The following is a 17,851-nucleotide window of genomic DNA, read 5'->3' on the forward strand; positions in this document are numbered from 1 at the left end:
GCACCGGTGGCCCGGTGCCCAGCGACCTGGCCGGCAGCGCCGCCGCGCCCGGCGAGGACGCCGCGGGGCTGGCGTCCAACACGGTGCGGGGTGAGAACCGGGCCGCCGACACGGTCAACGGCGTCCCGCTGTCGGCCACCGACGACGACACCGCGGAGATCCGCTACCGGCACGCCCACAACGCGGTGACGGTGACCAAATCGCCGGCCGGAGCCCGGGCCCCGGACCAGGTGATTCCCTACACGCTGACCTTCACCAACACCGGCGCCACCCCGATCGGCAACCCGGTGATCACCGACCGCATCCCCTCCGACGCCGACGGGCCGCAGCTGATCCTCGATCCGCGGCTGCCCGCCGGGCAGAGCCCCTACGGCTTCGCGCTCACCGGCGCCGCGCCGGATCCGGCCAACGGCGCGCCGCTGCCCACCGACGCCGGCCAGGTGGACGTCACCGCGACCCCGGCGACGATCACCTTCCGGTTCCCGGCCGGCACCGTGCTGGAGGTCGGCCAGAGCTACACGATCACCGTCGCGATGCGGTTCCGGCCCGGCCTGCCCGGCCAGACCCCGGTGACCAACAGCACCGGCATCTCCGGCGACCGGCCCTGGGACGAGTGCACCGGCCGGCTGGACGCCGACACCGGCGAATGCCGCGCCAGCAGCACGGTCAGCCCGATCCGCGGCGGTGCGCTGCGCAGCAGCAAAGCGGTCCGGGCCGCCGCCGGCGACGGGCTCAGGGTGCTCAACACCACCGGCAACCCGGCCGGCTGCACCCCGGACGCCGACGGCTTCTACACCGGCGGCTGCGTGCCGGTGACCCGTCCGGGCGGCGACGAGATCTGGCGGATGACCTTCACCAACACCGGCAACCTGCCGCAGGACCGGGTCTACGGCATCGACCGGCTGCCGGCGCCCGGGGACGTCGGAGCCATCACGCCGCTGCCGCGCGACTCGCAGTGGCGTCCGATCCCGAAGGCGGTGCGCTACGCCGGGGTGACCGGCGGCGCGGTCAGCGCGGTGCGGGTCTACTACGACACCGACGACGACTTCTGCACCAACGACCTGAACCTGGGCCAGTCCTGCCCGCCCGGGGCCTGGACGCTGATCGGCGAGATCCGCGACCCGGAGGTGGGCGGCGAGATCGCCATCCCGCCGAACGCGACCGCGATCCTGGTTGAGGGCGACTTCTTCGACGAGATGCTGCGGCCGCTCGGCGCCATCCAGGTGGACCTGATCACCACCACCCCGGCCCAGTCGCCGGCCGCCGGCGCCGACACCATCGCCTGGAACACCGTCGCCGCCGCGGCCCGCACCGACGACAACGGCCAGAAGGGGCTGTCGCCGAAATCGGAGGGCAACAAGGTCGGCGTCGCGCTGGCCACCGGGCCACTCCGGGTGCAGAAGGTGGTGGACGGGCCGGCGGCCCGCTACGCGCCGGAGGAGTTCCAGATGACCGTGCACTGCGTGTCGCTGCCGGACGACCCGGCGCTGCGGGCGGAGGTCGATCTGGGCAGCCGGGCCCGGCTGACCCTGCGGGCCGGGCAGACCGCGGAACTGACCGACATCCCCTGGGGATCGGAATGCACCGTCACCGAAGACCTGGCCGCCGCCGGCGATCCGCGCTTCACGGCCAGCACGGTGCGGATCGTCCGCGACGGCCAGACCGTGCCGGTGGTGATCGCCACCAACAGCTATCCGGACGCGTCGCTGGTGCTGACCAAGTCGACCGACGGCTCGGCCCTGGACGCCGCCGGCGACCCGGTCGGCCACGGACCGTTCCGCTTCCTGGTCACCTGCAGCCTGCGCGGGCAGCCGGTCTATGCCGACGGGTTCTCCGCGGTTGATCCGATGACGGCATCGTTCTCCGCCGGCCAGTCGGTGCGGTTCACCGGGCTGCCCGCCGGGGCGTCCTGCGTGGCGATGGAGACCGACGCCGCCGGGGCGTCCTCGACCACCTCGGAGCTGATCCAGCCGGGCGGCGATCCGGCGATGACCGGCGGCAGCACCATCGGCCCGCTGCTGCTGAGCCCGGACGCCGACCAGGTGGCCACCAACCAGGTGGTCTTCACCAACACCTTCCCGACCGGGGCGGTGCAGATCACCAAGCGGCTGCTCGGCCCGGGAGCGGACCGGTACGGGGTCGGGCCGTTCATCGTCCGGCTGCAGTGCGTCGACGAGGCGGCGGGACGGGTGGTCTACGACGGCCAGCTGCGGCTCGGCGGCGGCCGGCCGCTGAGCGTCACGGTGCCGCGGCTCTACCTGGACGCGCTGTGCACCGTCACCGAGGTCGGCGACGCGGGAGCCAACACGACCGTCGTCGACCCGCGGGAGCCGTTCCGGGTGACCGCGGATTCGGTGGAGCATCCGGTGCAGGTGAGCGTGACCAACGAGTACCGGCTCGGGTCGCTGCTGGTCACCAAGCGGATCGACGGGCCGGCGCCGGCGGACGCGGTGTTCGGATTCCGGCTGGAGTGCTTCCGCGAGGTGAACGGCGACCAGACCTCGGTGGAGCTGCCCGGGAACGGCCGGTTCACGCTGTCGGTGCGCGGCGGGCTGACCCGCAGCTTCGACGAGCTGCCCACCGGGGCGTCCTGCACCCTGGCCGAGACCGACGACGGCGGGGCGGACGCCTCGCTGATCGAGCCCGGCGAGGTGACCGTGGGGGACGGCACCACGGTGCAGATCGTGGCTCGCAACAGCTACCGTCCGGCACCGCCTCCGGCCCCACCGGTGCTGCCGCAGACCGGCACCGAGGCGCAGCTGTCGATGCTGTTCGGCGGTGCCGCGCTGGTGGTGCTCGGCGGGCTGGTGGTGCTGATGGTGCGGAGGCGCCGGGCGTAGCGAATATATATTGGAGCCGTCGCTATGGATATATGGAGGGCTCGGATGACCAAGACGCTGCTCGATCTCGATGACCAGCTGCTCGACCGCGCCTTGCGGTTGTCCGGGCTGCCGACGAAGAAGGCCGTGGTGACCTCGGCTCTGGAGAGCTTGGTGCGCAGGCTGGAGTTGGCCCGCTACGCCGACTTCGCCACGAGTGGGGCGCTGGACGACCTTGCCGATGCCGACGTCGTCCGGGACGCCCAGCGGTGACTGCGCTCTTCCTGGTCGACAACTCGGTGATCCAGCGGCTGGCCCAGCCCGCTGTCCGGACGGCGTGGGATCGCCTGGTGGCGTTGGGTGACATCGCGACCTGCCTGCCCACGGCGCTGGAGGCCGGATACTCGGCCCGCAACCGTGCCGATCACGCCCGGATCATGGAATTCGAGACCGTCGCGAAGGTGTTCCTGGCGCCGGTCCCGGCCGTGGCCGAGATTGCCTTCCGGCTCCAGATCGCGCTCTTCGCGGCCGGCCAAGGCCGGGCGGTCGGAGTCAGCGACCTGCAGATCGCGGCCACCGCGATCCACTACGCGACCGCGCTGGACCGTCCGGTCGCCGTCCTCCACTACGACGCCGACTTCGAGCAACTGGCCCGGGTGGCGAGCGAACTGGACGCGCGCTGGATCGTGCCGCGAGGCACGCTGCCGTAGCCGGCGATCACCAGATGGCGCCGACCTCGTGGACGAAGCCGCCCATCAGCCGGCTGCCGATGCCCTGGAACTTCTCCGGGTTGCCGGTGGTCAGGAAGCGCCGGGACGCCTCCCGCGGGGTGTGGTTGAGCAGCCCCAGTTCGTTCAGCGTGGTCCAGGTGGCCTTGGCGCATTCCTCGGCCGAGGAGACCAGGGTGACGGTGTCGCCGAGCACGTAGTTGATCACGCCGGTGAGCAGTGGGTAGTGGGTGCAGCCCAGGATCAGGGTGTCGATCTCGGCCAGCCGCAGCGGCTCCAGGTAGTCGTGAGCGATGGCTTCCAGGTCGGGTCCGCCGGTGACGCCGGCCTCGACGAAGTCGACGAACAGCGGGCACGCCGAGGTGAACAGTTCGACGTCCGGCACCGCGGCCAGGGCGTCGTCGTAGGAGCGGGAGTGGGCGGTGGCGCTGGTGCAGATCACTCCGATCCGGCCGCTGCGGCTGACCCGGACGGCGCGGCGGGCGGCCGGCAGCACCACGTCCACCACCGGGACGCTGTAGCGTTCGCGGGCGTCCCGCAGCACCGCCGACGAGGCCGAGTTGCAGGCGATGACCAGGGCTTTCACGTCGCGTTCGACGAGCCGGTCGAGGCATTCCAGGGCGAACTCGCGCACCTCGGGCAGGCTCTTGGTGCCGTAGGGGGCGCGGGCGGTGTCGCCCAGGTATACGACGTCCTCGTTGGGCATCTGGTCGACCACGGAGCGGGCCACGGTGAGGCCGCCGAAGCCGGAATCGAAGATGCCGATCGGGCCGTCGCTGTCGCTCACGACGTCCGACTCTAGTGCCGCCGTGCACTCGTGCCAGGCTGGGTTCATGACCGGAGAGCACCACTACGCGTTGAGGACCAGCTGGACCGGCAACCGGGGGACGGGCACCACCGGCTACCGCGACTACGACCGCGCGGTGACCGTTGAGGTGGACGGCAAGCCGGTGCTGCTGGGCTCGGCCGACCGTCCGTTCCGGGGCGATCCGGCCCGCTGGAACCCGGAGGATCTGCTGCTCGCCGCGCTGTCGCAGTGCCACCTGCTGTCCTACCTGCACGCCTGCGTCACCCGCGGCGTGGTGGTCACCGACTACGTCGATTCCGCGTCCGGGGTGATGGTCACCCGAGGCAACGGCGGCGCCTTCCGCGAGGTGGTGCTGCGCCCTCATGTCACGGTGCGGGACGCGTCCATGGTGGACGCGGCGCTCGCCGCGCACCATGAAGCGCACGAATGGTGCTTCATCGCCAACTCGGTGAGCTTCGAGGTCCGGGTCGAGCCGGTGGTGACCTCGGGGCTCCACTGACGGCGGTCGCCTTCATCGACACGACATTTCATGCTGCCTGTGGTGCGTAGGTAGTGGTGGCCGAGGGGTGAGGTCCAGAGGTATTCGCCCGGCCCGATCATGTCGTATCGCCAACCGGTATGCGTTTTCAGCAGATGATGCAATCGACACAAGCAGGCCAGATTGTCGGTGGAGGTGTGACCGCCGGAATCGTAGGGTGTGATGTGATCGGCGTCATGACTGTACTCACCGGTTCTGGGTTGCCGGATTGGGTGTGCGATGCGGGTGCAATGCGGAAATACGCAGGCGCGGTCGCGTAACGCGATCTGTTCGCGCATGATCTCGGTGGGTCGATAACTCGGGGTGGTGCGGGTGTGGTTGAGGTCGATGACGGGCCGGATGGTGATAGTTCCGGCGGCGTTACACCAGCGGCGGATCTGGTCCACGGTGACCAGTTGGCTGGTGGTGCCGACCTCGGCCAAGCCGCGGCAGTCGTCGGTGAGTTGGGCAGCGTCGAGGTGGAGGTAGATCATCACCGGACGCCCCGCCCGGTGAAACGCTCCATGCCCGGTGACCGGTGCACTGGGCGCGGCTGTGCCGGTCGACGGCGTCCGACGGGCCGGCGTGGGAGAGGTCGGCCCGCTGCTGTTGCCACGCTCGCTATCGGTCCGTGCGGCGTCGTTCTCTCCAGCGTCCATGGCTGCGTCGGTGCTGGCGGGTAGTTCGGGTTGTCCGAGGGTGCGGCGGGCCATGACGCCCAACGCGTGCGCCCGGCGGGCATCCAGATCCGTTTCGTCGTCCTCGGCCGCGAGGTCGGCGGCGATGAGCCGGAGCGCGGCGTCCAGGTCGAGTGCGTCGGGGGTGTCCAGGCATCCATCCAGCCAGCTACGTCCGTCCGGACTCTCGGTGTCGGCACCGATCCGCACCCACCGTTTCTGGACCGGGTCGGTGAGCGTGTCGGGTTCGAACCTGGCCTGGGCCAGCAGGGCGAGTCTCTTGATCGTACGGACGCCCAGCCTGTTCCCCAGCACGGCAGCCTGGGCGTCGATCCAGGCGACCGTCGCATCACCCCGGTAGCGGACGGTTTGGGCGAGCAGCCGCGCTTTCCACGCCGGCAGCCGCAAACCGATCATCTGCTGCCAGCAGCGCGGCAACCGATCATGCAGTTCGATGGCGTCACCGATCAACTGCCGACCCGCATTGGTGGAGACGCCGTGGGTGGCGGCGAACTCGGCGATCGCCGCGACCGTCACACCCGTCGCCTCGTCGATCAACGAGTCCACGATTTTGTCGTACGGCTGCTCGCTGATTCCTGGATACAGTCCGGCCCAGATCACCGCCAATTCCATCCGGCGTGCGGAAACGGCTCGCTCGGTCTCGTCGCAGGCAGACAATTCGGCCAACACCGCTGCCGGTGTGACCTGTTCTATCGCCTGGATTGCCATACCGACAAGCTACCTGACGCCACCGACAAAAACAGCACGGCAGGAGAACTGACAACACTCGGACAACACCTACGGAAACGTAACCGAAAGTGACCGAGAACCGTTCCAACGGTCACTCAGCCGTTAGCGAATACCGATCCATCGGCACAGCCGGCCGACGGTGAACAGCAGTCCGCCGGTGATCACGACGGCGAGCCCGATTCCGAGCAGCAGGTCGAGACCGAGCGCGCCTTTCGCCACCGGCAGTGCGTTCGCCAGCTGGCTGGTCGGGGCCAGCCACGGGCTTGCCTGCAACAGTCCGATCAGGATCAGCAGTCCCGCCGCCCATCCCGGACGGCTCGGTACCGCCAGCGCTGTCACCGTGCCGAGCGCCGAGCCGGTGGAAGCGACGCAGACGATCGCCAGCAGAGACGCCAGGGTCTGGGCGCCGCTGAACACCGCCTGGGTTGGGACGGCGAGGCCGTAGCAGGCGATACCGGTCACCAGCAGCGCGGGCACGACGGCGGCGAGCACCGTAGCCAGCGCCCATTCGGTCAGCATCAACCGGGTCGCCGAGCCGAGACAGCTGACACTGATCTGCTGCTCGCCGGCGTCCTCAATGGTCCGCAGGACATGTCCCACCCAGGACGCCAGCGCGAACAGCACCGGCAGGATCACCCGGACGGTGTCGATGCCCAGTGGCGGCGTCGCCCAGATCCAGGCGATGAGACCGACCAGGATGATCGCCGGCGGAGCCCAGCGCTGTGTGCTCAGCAGCAACGCACCCAGGTACCGGACGGTGGCAGTCAGGTTTTTCATCGGCGAGGCTCCGGCTGCACCCGTCGGACGTGCGCGCCGTCCGCGATGGCCCGCACCAGGAAGGTCTCCAACTCGTCCGCGGGCAGCCGATACCGGACGCCGCCGCCGGGCAGTGGCTCGCCCGCACGGGAGCTTGCCGGGACGTCCAGATCCACCAGGAACCCCTCGTCGGACGCCTCTTCCGGGTCATCATCCAGAAGCAGGCGTCCTTGGCTCAGCACCCAGCGGACGCCAGGCAGGCCGGACCCGTGGGTGGCGATCAGGAAGGTGACACCGGCGTCCGCCCGTTCCAGGATCAGCTCGGTGAGCGCGTCGGAGGCGTCGGCGTCCAGGGCGATGAATGGTTCGTCCAGCACCATCAGGTGCACCGGCCGGATCAGACATTGGGTCAGCAGCACCTTGCGGAGATTGCCGCGGGACAGGGTGCCGAGCGGGGCGTCCAGGCCTGGGTCGAGGCCCAGCCGCGCGGTCACGGACTCGGCTGCCACCGCGATCTGATGTCGTTCCATGCCGGCCATCGAGCCCAGGTGCGTCAGGTAGCTGCGTCCGGTCATCCGGCCCGGCGGCGCCACCCGGTCGGGGACGAACCCGAACCCTGCAGAGCTGCGCACCACCCGACCACCCGAGGGCTGGCTGAATCCGCAGGCGACCCGCAGCAGCGTGGACTTGCCGGATCCGTTGTGACCGCGCAGTTCGGCCAGTTCGCCGCGCCGTAACCGCAGCGACACCTCGTCCAGCACCGTCGGCCCGCCGCGGCGGTACCGCTTGGTCACCCGGGCGAGTTCCAGCACGTCATCCGGCACAGCTGCACCCTACGGCGACTTTGACACCGTCCCGGTCGCCGGATGGGATGGTCCCATGACCTACACCCGCACCGACGGACGCCTCTCCGACCAGCTGCGCCCCGTGACCATCACCCGCAACTGGCTCGATCACGCCGAGGGGTCGGTGCTGGTCGAGTTCGGACGCACCCGGGTGCTGGTGGCGGCGTCCGTCACCCAGGGGGTGCCGCGCTGGCGCCAGGGCTCCGGCCTGGGCTGGGTGACCAGCGAGTACGCGATGCTGCCGCGGGCCACCCACAGCCGCAGCGACCGGGAGTCGGTGAAGGGCAAGATCGGCGGCCGTACCCACGAGATCTCCCGGCTGATCGGACGCTCGTTGCGGGCCGTGATCGACTACAAGGCCCTCGGTGAGAACACCATCGTGCTCGACTGCGACGTGCTGCAGGCCGACGGCGGCACCCGTACCGCCGCGATCACCGGAGCCTACGTGGCGCTCGCCGACGCCGTCGCCTGGCTGCGCGAGCGCAAGGCGCTGGCCGGCGAGCCGCTGACCGGTTCGGTGGCCGCGGTGTCGGTCGGTGTGGTGAAGGACACCGCGCTGCTCGACCTGGCCTACGTCGAGGACTCCGCCGCCGAGGTCGACCTGAACGTGGTCACCACCGGCGACGGCGCCTTCATCGAGGTGCAGGGCACCGCCGAGGGCATGCCGTTCGACCGCGCCATGCTGGACACCCTGCTCGACCTGGGGGTGGCCGGGACCGCCGAACTCACCCGGCTGCAGCAGCGGGCCCTGGCTCAATGAGTACCGAACCGACGAAGGTCGTCCTGGCTACGCATAATGCCAAGAAGTTGGCCGAGCTGCGGCGGCTCGCCGCCGACCGGAATCTGCCGTTCGAGATCGTCGGCCTGGACGACGTCCGGAGCTATCCCGAGCCGGCCGAGACCGAACGCAGCTTCGAGGGCAACGCGCTGCTCAAGGCCCGGGCCTGCGTGGCCGCCACCGGGCTGCCGGCGCTGGCCGACGACTCCGGCATCGCGGTCGACCTGCTGAACGGCATGCCCGGCGTCCGCTCCGCCCGCTGGGCCGGCGCAGGTGCCACCGATCAGGCCAACCTCGACCTGCTGATCGCCCAGCTGGCCGACACCGACCCGGCCGAGCGCACGGCCCGCTTCGTCTGCGCCGTCGCCTACGTCGCTCCCGACGGCACCGAGCACGTGCTGCGCGAGACCATGGAGGGCACCCTGGTGTCGGAGCCCCGGGGCGGCAACGGCTTCGGTTACGATCCGATCTTCGTGGCCGACGGACACACCCGCACCAACGCCGAACTGTCGCCGGCCGAGAAGGACGCGATCAGCCACCGCGGCAAGGCCGTCCGGGCCATGCTGGACTGGCTCATCGAACGCGAAGAGAGGTAACGATGCAGCAGTACCTGGATCTGCTCCGGCTGGTCCGCGACACCGGAACCGTCAAGGGCGACCGCACCGGTACCGGCACCCGCAGCATCTTCGGTCACCAGCTGCGTTTCGACCTGCGCGAGGGCTTTCCGCTGCTCACCACCAAGCGGGTGCACACCCGGTCGGTGTTCGGCGAGTTGCTGTGGTTCCTGCGCGGCGACACCAACCTGGCCTGGCTGCACGCCAACGGCATCACCATCTGGGACGAGTGGGCGGACGCCAACGGCGACCTGGGCCCGGTCTACGGCCACCAGTGGCGGTCCTGGCCCACCCCGAACGGACGCCACATCGACCAGCTGGCCAACGTGATCGCATCGATCAAGGCCAATCCGGACTCCCGCCGGCACATCGTCTCGGCCTGGAACGTGGCCGACGTGGACGCGATGGCGCTGCCGCCGTGCCACGCGCTGTTCCAGTTCTACGTCGCCGACGGACGGCTCTCCTGCCAGCTGTACCAGCGCTCGGCCGACATCTTCCTCGGGGTGCCGTTCAACATCGCCTCGTACGCGCTGCTCACCCACATGGTGGCGCAGGTGACCGGTCTCGAGGTGGGCGACTTCGTGCACACCTTCGGCGATGCGCACCTCTACCTGAACCACCTGGAGCAGGCCGATCTGCAACTGAGCCGCGCGCCGCGTCCGCTGCCCACGCTGCGGCTCAACCCGGGGGTCACCGCGATCGACGCCTTCACCCTGGCCGACATCGAGGTGCTCGGCTACGACCCGCATCCGGGCATCAAGGCACCGATCGCGGTCTGATTCCGATGGCCCGACGACGCTTCCTGCTCGGCCGGCGCAAGTCCGGCCTGGAGCGGCTCACCGTGCACGAGTTCCAGTACGGCGACGCCCGGGTCCGGGTCTACGAGGAGTGGACGATGCGGCCCGAACTGGCCGAGTCGTCCGACGTCACCACCTTCGTGCTGGTGCACGGGCTAGGGATTTCGTCGCGGTTCTTCGTCCCGCTGGCGGACGAGCTGTCGCCGTACGGACGGGTGCTGCTGTTCGACCTGCCCGGTTTCCACGACCTGCCCAAGCCTCGGCACCGGATGTCGATCGTGGACTTCGCCGACGTTACCAAGCGGGCGCTGGACGACCTGGAGGTGGTCGATCCGCTGCTGGTCGGGCACTCGATGGGCGCCCAGGTGGTGGCCGAGATCCTCGCCCAGTACCCGTCCTACAGCAGTGCGGCGATGCTGGCCGGACCGGTCGTGGTGGCCGGCGAACGGTCGCTGCTTCCGGTCGTCCGGCGCTTCCTCGGGGCGTCGGTGTACGAGCCGCCGGGCAACACCGTGACCGCTTTCGGCGCCTACCTGAGGGCCGGGGCCCGCTGGATCGGCGACACCATGCCGAAGGTGATCGCCTACCCGATCGAGCAGCGGCTGCCGCTGACCAAGGCCCGGCTGCTGCTGGTCAGCGGCGAGCACGACCTGGTCAGCCCGCCGGAGTGGCGCGAGCAGTTGGCCGCGCTGGTGGCCGGGGCGCAGGCGATCACCATTCCGGGCACCGCGCACGGGCTGGTGCACGACAGCTACCAGGAGTTGGCCGACGAGCTCCTCGGCCTCGCCGGCATCGGCACCGGATGAGCCGACTGTTCGGTGGGCTGGCCGACTGGGCCTACGGCATCGGCTGGTGGCTGCGCGCCCTCAGCCGCTCCGGCGCCCCGGACGCCTTCACTCAGGCCGGCCCGGACCCGGCCCACCACACCCCGGTGGTGCTGCTGCCGGGCATCTGGGAACGCTGGCCCTACCTGGTGCCGCTGGCCCGGTCGCTGAACGCGGCGGGGCATCCGGTGCACCTGATCCCGGCGCTGGGCGCCAACGGTTCGCCCTTGCCGGACGCCGAACGGATCGTCGCCGACTACCTGATCGCGCACGGACTGCAGGGGACCATGCTGGTCGCCCACTCCAAGGGCGGACTGATCGGCAAGCTGGTGATGCTCGACCCGGCGGTCGCCGAGCGGGTGCGCGGCATGGTGGCGCTGAGCACGCCGTTCGGCGGCTCGTCGCTGTCCTGGCCGATCTTCGGACGCACCCCGCTGGGCGTCTTCGCGCCGCGCGGGCCGGCCATCACCGAGCTGGCTGCACAACTGGAGGTGAACGCCCGGATCATCTCGCTGCAGCCCACCCACGACCAGGTGATCCCCGAAGGCAGCAGGCTGGAGGGCGCCCGCAACGTGACCCTGGAGGCGTCCGGTCATTTCCGACCGCTGCGGGACGTCCGGGTGCACGGGGTGATTCATCAGCTGCTGCACGAATCGTTCGCTGGTTGAGCTTGTCGAAACCCCGTTGATTGAGCTTGTCGAAATCCAAAGGTCTCGACAAGCTCGACCAACGAAGGTCGGTAAGCTCGGCGGGTGCGGATCATTGGCATCGCGATCGTCGGCTCCAACGGTGTGATCGGCGACGGCAAGAGCCAGCCCTTCGAGATCGCCGAGGACTGGGCGCGGTACAAGCGGGTCACCCACGGCCACCCGATGATCATGGGCCGCGGCACCCACGACGCCATCGCCCGCTGGCTGCCCGGACGCACCACCATCGTCGTGACCAGTGACCCGGCGCGCATCGAACTGCCCAGCGACGGACGCGCGGTCGGCTATGCGGTCGCCTCGCTGGGCGAGGCGCTGGACCTGGCCCGCTCCCTGGACGACGAGATCTACGTCGCCGGCGGCGGCACCATCTACCGCCAGGCCTGGCCCGAGCTCACCGAACTCGACCTGACCGAGGTGGACGCCGCGGCGGACGGCACCGTGTTCTTCCCGGAGGTCGATCCCCGGCAATGGCAGGAGGTCAGCCGTGAACAGCGCGACGGCTTCGCCTTCGTCCGCTACCTGCGGCGTGCCGAGCCGCTGACTGCCGGGTAGGGCGTGCGCACCACCGCGTCGGTCCTGCACCTCGACCTGGACGCCTTCTTCGCCGCCGTCGAGCAGCGGGACAAGCCGTCGCTGCGCGGAAAGCCGGTGATCGTCGGTGGCGTCGGGCAGCGCGGAGTGGTCGCCACGGCGTCCTACGAAGCCCGGGTGTTCGGGGTGCATTCGGCGATGCCGATGCACGAAGCGCGCCGGCGTTGCCCGCACGCGGCGTTCCTGTCCGGCCGGTTCGGGGCGTATCGCGAGGCGTCCGGGATCGTGATGGGGCTGCTGCGGGAGCTGTCGCCGCTGGTGGAGCCGCTCAGCCTGGACGAGGCGTTCGTGGACCTGGCGGTGGGGGAGCGGTCGCTGGAACCGGAGGCGATACTCGCCGAGGTGACCGAGTTGCGCGCCCGGCTGACCGAGGCCACCGGCGGGTTGACCGGCTCGGTCGGCATTGGATCGTCGAAGTTCATCGCCAAGGTGGCCAGCGAACTCGCCAAGCCGGACGGCGTCCGGCTGGTCGCGCCCGGAACCGAGGTGGAGACCATCGCGCCACTGCCGGCCCGGGCCATCCCGGGGGTCGGCCCGGTCACCATGGAGAAGCTGGCCCGGCTCGGCGTCAGCACCGTCGCCGACCTGCAGCGGCTCTCGGCCCGGGAACTGCTGCGTGAACTGGGCCGGGCACAGGGGGAGTGGATCGGCGCGCTCGCCTTCGCCCGCGACGACCGTGGCGTGGAGCCCGACCGGGAGACCAAGTCGATCTCGGTGGAGGACACCTTCGAGACCGACGTCACCGACCGCGCCCAGCTGGACGCCATCATCGCCCGGGACGCCGGCACCGTCGCGCGACGGCTCTCCACCGCGCACCTGTTCGCCCGCACCATCACCATCAAGGCCCGCTACCCGGACTTCGCCACGCTGTCCCGCTCCCGCACCCTGGACGGCGCCACCGACGACCCCGAGGTGATCACCACCGTCGCCCGCGCCCTGCTCGAAGCCGTGGACGTCCCCCGCGGCCTCCGGCTGCTCGGCGTCGGTGTCGCCGGCCTCACCGAGATCGCCCAAGAAGCCCTGTTCGAGCCGTCGCTGATCGAGACCTCTACTTCGCTGGTCGAGCCTGTCGAGACCCCCGCCGCACCGTCGGCCGAGCCGGTCGGACCGTCGGTCGAGCTTGTCGATACCCGCGCCGCCGCCTACCGCCCCGGTGCGGACGTCGTCCACGACGACCACGGACCGGGCTGGGTCTGGGGATCAGGACTGGGCCGGGTCACCGTCCGCTTCGAGACTGCGCACACCGGCCCCGGACCCGTCCGCACCTTCGCCGTCGACGACCCCGCGCTGCGTCCCGCCGGCGACTGAGCGCCGCCCGCATCGATGACCCGCATGACCAAGGGCTCGGGGGCAGCCGATCGTGCGCCGCGTTACAGCATTGGGTGGGGCATCGAGACTCGGGTGTCGTTGCTGGCGAAGAGTTGATCGGGGCGGAGACCTCGGGGTTTCCACCACCGCACGCCGTCCAGGCACAGACCCGCACTGGTGTCGTTGGGCTCATCGAACAGCTCGAAGAGAATCTGCTCGAAGAACCGCGAAAGGTGGTCAGGATCATCCACGATCGCAACTTGCGCCCCGAGCACTTCGGACGACCCAAGCAGGCGGTAAACGACCTGGAAGATGGGATCACCATCGGCATCAGCGCCCACATGGGCGTCAATGACCGTTACGGGCGGAGGGAGCGGTTGACAAAATCGGGACCACTCGCGCTGCAGGGACTCCACCACTAGCTCGCGGTTCGCTGGCGCTGTCATGAGTCACCTCCTTGCATGCACCCTACGGCGTCCTTGGCTGGTGACGGCGGCCTCACGCGGGCGCCCAGCGATCAGGCGAGCGGACAGCGGGCGGGACCGAGCCCTCTACACTGAGCGTGCCGCCTACCCGGCGGCGCGCCGGAGTGGTGAAATTGGCAGACACGCAGGATTTAGGTTCCTGTGCCTTCGGGCGTGAGGGTTCAAGTCCCTTCTCCGGCACCAGCCGACCTACCCCCTCGTCGGGCCGCATGGGGGGTCGTAGGCTCAGGTAATGGCGTTCGAGCGAATCCAGGTCGATCCGCGGAAGATGGGCGGGGTTCCCATCATCCGTGACCTGCGTATGCCGGTCGCGACGATCGTCAACATGGTCGCGGACGGTCGAACCGCCGAGTAGATTCTCCACGACTTCCCCGAACGCGAAGCCGAGGATCTCAAGCAGGCTCTGCAGTTCGCGGCAGCGGCTCTGAATGAGCGCCAGGTTCCACTCGCTTGAGGCTCCTGATCGACCAGAACCTCTCGCGGGACTTGCCGGGTCTGCTGACTCGCTGGAACTTCATGGACGAACGTATGATCGAATCATCGGTGGGGAAGTCGCCTGAGTTGGGCGCGGCGGGCTCGCACCATCGTCGGCTGTTGCTGATCGGTAGCAGTCGCGCACCTGAAGGAGGAGCCGGGCATGGCAGATCTGGTGCCCACCGACGATGTCCCTGACGACCAGGACGCCTTGCTTGCCTACATCGCCGGCTTGGTAGAGCGGGGTCGTCGAATCGCGTCCGTCCAGGCGAACACGGCGCTGACACTGACGTACTGGTTGATCGGGCGGGCGATCTCGGTGAACTTGCTTCGCCAACAGCGGGCTGACTATGGCAAACAGATTGTCGCTACGCTGTCGCGACAATTGACCGCCCGCTTCGGTCGTGGGTTCGAGGCGGCGTCTCTTCGTCGCATGGTCCAGTTCGCGGAAGAGTTCCCGGACTTTGAGACTGTCGCTACGGTGTCGCGGCAATTGAGTTGGAGTCACCTCAAGGAGTTGCTGCCGCTCCGATCCGACGAGGCTCGCAGGTTCTACATCGAGCAGGCAACCTTGAAGCATCTGGGGGTCCGCGAACTTCGCCAGGCGATCGCCCGGAAGGCCTGGGAGCGACGCGAGATCGCCAACAGTCAGATCCCTGAAGGCTCGGCCGTTCCACGCGACACGTTCACTGATCCGGTGTTCCTCGACATGCTGGGCCTGCACGACAGCTACCTGGAGAAGGACCTCGAAGCCGCGATCCTGAGTGACATGCGGGCTTTCCTGATGGAAGTGGGGCCTGGGTTCACATTCGTTGCCAGCCAGAAGCGGATGGCAGTCGGTGCTAGGGAGTACCGGCTGGACCTGCTGTTCTTCAGTCGTCCGCTGCGGCGGCTGGTGGCGGTCGAACTCAAGCTCGGCGCATTCCGACCTGCGCATGTGGGGCAGATGGAGGCCTATCTTAAGTGGCTCGATGCTCACGAGCGTGAGCCTGGAGAGGAGGCGCCCGTTGGGTTGATCCTGTGCTCGGAAGCAGATCGCGAAGAGGTCGAGTTCCTTGAGTTGCATAAGGATGGCATCGCCGTGGTGGAGTACTGGACGACCCTGCCGCCGAAGGCTGAGCTTGAGTCCAAGCTCCGCCAGATCGTCCGCGACGCACAAGAACGACTGGCCCGCCGTGGGATCGTGGTGACATCCGCCGAGGCACTTGAGAACGGCGACGTTGACGACTGATGCTATTGCCTACGCACTCCTGAACCGATGCTGCGAGGATCAGCGCGCGCACGTTGTAGCTTGAAGTCGGCCGTACAGAGTTGTCGGAATCAGCCGTAGGCGTTGGACGGGCTGTTGGTCTCACCCGGACAGGTCTTCGAGGGCGGAAACCGCCGCTCGGACGCCGTCCTCGGCAGCCACCTGCCGTCCGAGGTCAGCAGCTCGTTCGCGCACCCGGTCGGTTCGGACGTGGGCCAGCGCAGCGCGGACGGCGTCCGGATCGGGACGCCGAGGGTCAAGCGGCGGGGACGCGACGCCGAGGTCGTGCAGCCGGCGTGCCCAGAACGGTTGGTCCAGGGTGAATGGAACCGGGATCGAGGGTGTCCCGGACGCCAGCGCGGCGTGGGTGGTGCCCGCTCCGCAGTGGTGCACGATCGCGGCGCAGCGAGGGAACAGCCAGTCGTGCGGCACGAAACCGGTGACGAACACGTCCTCGGACGCCGCCACCCGCTCGGCGGCGCTGCCCGTAAGGATGACCCGCCGGCCAGCCAGGCCGGTGAGCAGGGCGTCCATCAGCGGCCGCGTTCCGGAGAAGCTTGGCATCGAGCCGAACCCGACGTAGACCGGCGGCTCGCCGGCGTCCAGGAACGCCTGCAGTGCCGGGTCCGGACGCCAGCGCGCCGAAGCCGGCAGCCGCCACGCCCCGGTCACCGACACGTTCGCGGGCCAGTCGTCGGGCGGGGGAACGAGGGTCGGTGACCAGGCGCCGAGCCGGCGGGCGCCACGCGTCGGGTTGGAAGTCCTGGGGAGCCCCAGCTCGCGCCGAGCCCGGTTGACCGATCTCGCCATCATCGCCCAGCCGGCGTGGTCGACCACCCTTCCGAGCATCCGGTTGAGCGCGCGAGGCACGCGCACGTCGCCCAGCCCGGACGGTGCGAACGCACGGGTCGGCGCCAGCGGCTGCAGTTCCGCGATCACCGGACGGGCGCCGATATCGGCGGCGACCGCGAGCGCGTGGCAGCCGGCCACCGGCATCCCCACCACCACGTCCGATCCGGCGGCCGCCGCTGCGATGGTTTCCAGCCATGCCCGGTCGTCACGCCGGTAGTTCTTGAACGAGCCGAGCGTCAGGCGTCCGGCCTCGACGGCCTGCGCAATGGGCGCCCCGGGACGCATCAACTCGGCGATGTCCCCGGCCAGGGCGTGGAACTCCAGCGCGTGCTCCGCGGTCAGCGCCCGTGCACCCTGCTCCGCCACGATCACCGGCTGATGACCCGCGTCCCGGAGCCCGAGCGCCAAAGCGACCAGCGGCACGTCGTCGCCGAGACTGCCGTAACTGACCAGGGTGACCTTCACATCGTCCGCCTCAATCCTCGAAGGGTGCGCACTGCGCCTCGACCACCGCACGCATCAACCGACGTGCCTCCTCCGGCGGAATCGACGCGGCTGCCAATCCGAAACAGATCGACGAGAACGCCAGCCAGATCGTCCAGGCCGCCAACATGGCCGGCGAGGCGTTCGGTGGTTCCCGGTCGGTGGGGAACAGGTCCCGGATCGCGCCCACCACCTCGGTCAGCCGCGCCTGGTTCTCGGTGTGCTCACGCTCGCGTAGATAGGCGACGAAGTAGTCGCGCAGGGCGTCCGGCATCGCGATCGACGACTCGACCAAGGCGCCGACGTAGCTCCACACCCGGTCGGTCACCGATCCGGACGCCTGCCTCGCCTGCGCCAACATCCCTAGCGAAGCGGCGGTCGAGGCCTCCTCCCAGACCCGCAGGAACAGGGCATCCTTCGACCCGACACTGGCCACCGTGCCCACCGACACCCCTGCCGCCGCCGCGATCTGCGGGACCGTCGTCGCCGCGTAGCCCTGCCGGGTGAACAGGTCGGCAGCCGCCGCCACGACCTTGCGTGCCGACTCGATGCGAGCCTCGGCTCTCCCCACGATGCCTCCTGAATGCGTTCAGTGAACGCATTCAGTTTAGCTCTGCTCGTCCTCCCCAGACTCTAGTACGGATCGTCCTCGACACCGATGTGTCTTCGCGGCTGTCCAAGCAGTGCTGCCGCCCCGCCTGCATGCCCAGATTGCGCCGTCCGAGGCTGCGATCAGCTTCGTGACAGGCGAACGGCGTAAGGGGGAATCCGGTTCGCTCGGCCAGCAAA

The 17,851-nt window shown here is 69.5% G+C and carries 19 protein-coding genes, 1 tRNA gene and 1 pseudogene; 14 read left to right on the forward strand and 7 right to left on the reverse strand.

The window, feature by feature from the left end; genetic code table 11:
- From QM582_RS17960 to QM582_RS17970, 3 genes are all read left to right on the forward strand, one after another.
- On the forward strand, positions 1-2,840 hold a 2,840-nt coding region (locus tag QM582_RS17960), incomplete at its 5' end, for a DUF5979 domain-containing protein (protein WP_415086715.1).
- A gap of 45 nt (positions 2,841-2,885) precedes the next feature.
- Positions 2,886-3,092 (forward strand): type II toxin-antitoxin system VapB family antitoxin, encoded by a 207-nt coding sequence (locus tag QM582_RS17965; RefSeq protein WP_415086716.1) that lies wholly within the window; start codon positions 2,886-2,888, stop codon positions 3,090-3,092.
- Positions 3,089-3,529: a PIN domain-containing protein gene (locus tag QM582_RS17970; RefSeq protein ID WP_415086718.1), complete on the forward strand. Its 441-nt coding sequence runs from the start codon at positions 3,089-3,091 to the stop codon at positions 3,527-3,529. The genes QM582_RS17965 and QM582_RS17970 overlap by 4 nt, the downstream gene beginning before the upstream one ends.
- 7 nt (positions 3,530-3,536) lie before the next feature.
- Here the strand turns inward: QM582_RS17970 and murI are convergent, their stop codons facing one another.
- The gene (murI, locus tag QM582_RS17975) at positions 3,537-4,382 is read right to left on the reverse strand and encodes a glutamate racemase (protein ID WP_415086720.1); all 846 of its coding nucleotides are present in this window, start codon (positions 4,380-4,382) and stop codon (positions 3,537-3,539) included.
- Here murI and QM582_RS17980 point away from each other — a divergent pair.
- Complete coding sequence (locus QM582_RS17980; protein WP_415086722.1) at positions 4,381-4,854, forward strand: OsmC family protein; 474 nt, start codon at positions 4,381-4,383, stop codon at positions 4,852-4,854. The two genes, murI and QM582_RS17980, sit on opposite strands and share 2 nt — an antisense overlap.
- Before the next feature lie 134 nt (positions 4,855-4,988).
- Here the strand turns inward: QM582_RS17980 and QM582_RS17985 are convergent.
- The 3 genes and pseudogenes from QM582_RS17985 to QM582_RS17995 all read right to left on the reverse strand — a co-directional run.
- Positions 4,989-6,278, reverse strand: a pseudogene (locus tag QM582_RS17985) (HNH endonuclease); the annotation flags it as partial.
- Between the two features lie 123 nt (positions 6,279-6,401).
- Positions 6,402-7,076 (reverse strand): hypothetical protein, encoded by a 675-nt coding sequence (locus QM582_RS17990; RefSeq protein ID WP_415086724.1) that lies wholly within the window; start codon positions 7,074-7,076, stop codon positions 6,402-6,404.
- Positions 7,073-7,879, reverse strand: coding sequence for an ATP-binding cassette domain-containing protein (locus tag QM582_RS17995; protein ID WP_415086726.1), 807 nt, complete (start codon positions 7,877-7,879; stop codon positions 7,073-7,075). The genes QM582_RS17990 and QM582_RS17995 overlap by 4 nt, the downstream gene beginning before the upstream one ends.
- A 55-nt stretch (positions 7,880-7,934) precedes the next feature.
- On the opposite strand from QM582_RS17995, the gene rph reads away from it, so the two are divergent.
- The 7 genes from rph (at position 7,935) to QM582_RS18030 (ending at position 13,519) form a co-directional block, all read left to right on the forward strand.
- Positions 7,935-8,660, forward strand: a complete 726-nt coding sequence (rph, locus tag QM582_RS18000) for a ribonuclease PH (protein WP_415086728.1) — start codon at positions 7,935-7,937, stop codon at positions 8,658-8,660.
- Entirely contained in the window at positions 8,657-9,274 is a 618-nt protein-coding gene (gene rdgB / locus QM582_RS18005) for an RdgB/HAM1 family non-canonical purine NTP pyrophosphatase (RefSeq protein WP_415086730.1), read from the forward strand. Before rph ends, rdgB begins: the two co-directional genes overlap by 4 nt.
- A gap of 2 nt (positions 9,275-9,276) precedes the next feature.
- Positions 9,277-10,071, forward strand: a complete 795-nt coding sequence (locus tag QM582_RS18010; RefSeq protein WP_415086732.1) for a thymidylate synthase — start codon at positions 9,277-9,279, stop codon at positions 10,069-10,071.
- 5 nt (positions 10,072-10,076) lie between these two features.
- Complete coding sequence (locus QM582_RS18015; protein WP_415086734.1) at positions 10,077-10,895, forward strand: alpha/beta fold hydrolase; 819 nt, start codon at positions 10,077-10,079, stop codon at positions 10,893-10,895.
- Positions 10,892-11,581: an esterase/lipase family protein gene (locus QM582_RS18020; protein WP_415086736.1), complete on the forward strand. Its 690-nt coding sequence runs from the start codon at positions 10,892-10,894 to the stop codon at positions 11,579-11,581. Before QM582_RS18015 ends, QM582_RS18020 begins: the two co-directional genes overlap by 4 nt.
- Positions 11,582-11,665: 84 nt before the next feature.
- A complete protein-coding gene (locus tag QM582_RS18025) occupies positions 11,666-12,172 on the forward strand; it encodes a dihydrofolate reductase (protein ID WP_415086738.1) in 507 nt (168 codons plus the stop codon).
- Between the two features lie 3 nt (positions 12,173-12,175).
- Positions 12,176-13,519 (forward strand): DNA polymerase IV, encoded by a 1,344-nt coding sequence (locus QM582_RS18030; protein WP_415086740.1) that lies wholly within the window; start codon positions 12,176-12,178, stop codon positions 13,517-13,519.
- A gap of 62 nt (positions 13,520-13,581) precedes the next feature.
- On the opposite strand, the gene QM582_RS18035 is transcribed toward QM582_RS18030, so the two are convergent.
- Positions 13,582-13,965 carry a hypothetical protein gene (locus tag QM582_RS18035; RefSeq protein ID WP_415086741.1) on the reverse strand — a complete coding sequence of 128 codons (384 nt, stop codon included), beginning with the start codon at positions 13,963-13,965 and terminating at the stop codon, positions 13,582-13,584.
- A gap of 137 nt (positions 13,966-14,102) precedes the next feature.
- On the opposite strand from QM582_RS18035, the gene QM582_RS18040 reads away from it, so the two are divergent.
- From QM582_RS18040 to QM582_RS18050, 3 genes are all read left to right on the forward strand, one after another.
- Positions 14,103-14,187, forward strand: a tRNA-Leu gene (locus tag QM582_RS18040).
- 49 nt (positions 14,188-14,236) lie between these two features.
- The gene (locus tag QM582_RS18045) at positions 14,237-14,359 is read left to right on the forward strand and encodes a DUF433 domain-containing protein (protein WP_415086743.1); all 123 of its coding nucleotides are present in this window, start codon (positions 14,237-14,239) and stop codon (positions 14,357-14,359) included.
- Between the two features lie 282 nt (positions 14,360-14,641).
- Complete coding sequence (locus tag QM582_RS18050; RefSeq protein ID WP_415086745.1) at positions 14,642-15,709, forward strand: PDDEXK nuclease domain-containing protein; 1,068 nt, start codon at positions 14,642-14,644, stop codon at positions 15,707-15,709.
- Positions 15,710-15,829: 120 nt separating this feature from the next.
- Here QM582_RS18050 and QM582_RS18055 read toward each other — a convergent pair whose 3' ends face one another.
- Both QM582_RS18055 and QM582_RS18060 read right to left on the reverse strand, forming a co-directional pair.
- Positions 15,830-17,044: a glycosyltransferase gene (locus QM582_RS18055; protein ID WP_415086747.1), complete on the reverse strand. Its 1,215-nt coding sequence runs from the start codon at positions 17,042-17,044 to the stop codon at positions 15,830-15,832.
- A gap of 10 nt (positions 17,045-17,054) precedes the next feature.
- The gene (locus QM582_RS18060) at positions 17,055-17,633 is read right to left on the reverse strand and encodes a TetR/AcrR family transcriptional regulator (protein WP_415086749.1); all 579 of its coding nucleotides are present in this window, start codon (positions 17,631-17,633) and stop codon (positions 17,055-17,057) included.
- Positions 17,634-17,851: the final 218 nt, after the last annotated feature.

The sequence above is a fragment of the Micropruina sp. genome, assembly GCF_047607385.1.
GTDB lineage: Bacteria > Actinomycetota > Actinomycetes > Propionibacteriales > Propionibacteriaceae > Micropruina.

What these genes read in the sequence shown, in the direction of transcription:
- QM582_RS17965 (WP_415086716.1), top strand. Translation starts at nt 2,886, where the DNA reads ATGACCAAGACGCTGCTCGATCTCGATGACCAGCTGCTCGACCGCGCC.
- QM582_RS17980 (WP_415086722.1), top strand. Translation starts at nt 4,381, where the DNA reads ATGACCGGAGAGCACCACTACGCGTTGAGGACCAGCTGGACCGGCAAC.
- murI (WP_415086720.1), bottom strand. Translation starts at nt 4,382, where the DNA reads ATGAACCCAGCCTGGCACGAGTGCACGGCGGCACTAGAGTCGGACGTC.
- QM582_RS17990 (WP_415086724.1), bottom strand. Translation starts at nt 7,076, where the DNA reads ATGAAAAACCTGACTGCCACCGTCCGGTACCTGGGTGCGTTGCTGCTG.
- rph (WP_415086728.1), top strand. Translation starts at nt 7,935, where the DNA reads ATGACCTACACCCGCACCGACGGACGCCTCTCCGACCAGCTGCGCCCC.
- rdgB (WP_415086730.1), top strand. Translation starts at nt 8,657, where the DNA reads ATGAGTACCGAACCGACGAAGGTCGTCCTGGCTACGCATAATGCCAAG.
- QM582_RS18010 (WP_415086732.1), top strand. Translation starts at nt 9,277, where the DNA reads ATGCAGCAGTACCTGGATCTGCTCCGGCTGGTCCGCGACACCGGAACC.
- QM582_RS18015 (WP_415086734.1), top strand. Translation starts at nt 10,077, where the DNA reads ATGGCCCGACGACGCTTCCTGCTCGGCCGGCGCAAGTCCGGCCTGGAG.
- QM582_RS18020 (WP_415086736.1), top strand. Translation starts at nt 10,892, where the DNA reads ATGAGCCGACTGTTCGGTGGGCTGGCCGACTGGGCCTACGGCATCGGC.
- QM582_RS18035 (WP_415086741.1), bottom strand. Translation starts at nt 13,965, where the DNA reads ATGACAGCGCCAGCGAACCGCGAGCTAGTGGTGGAGTCCCTGCAGCGC.
- QM582_RS18045 (WP_415086743.1), top strand. Translation starts at nt 14,237, where the DNA reads ATGGCGTTCGAGCGAATCCAGGTCGATCCGCGGAAGATGGGCGGGGTT.
- QM582_RS18050 (WP_415086745.1), top strand. Translation starts at nt 14,642, where the DNA reads ATGGCAGATCTGGTGCCCACCGACGATGTCCCTGACGACCAGGACGCC.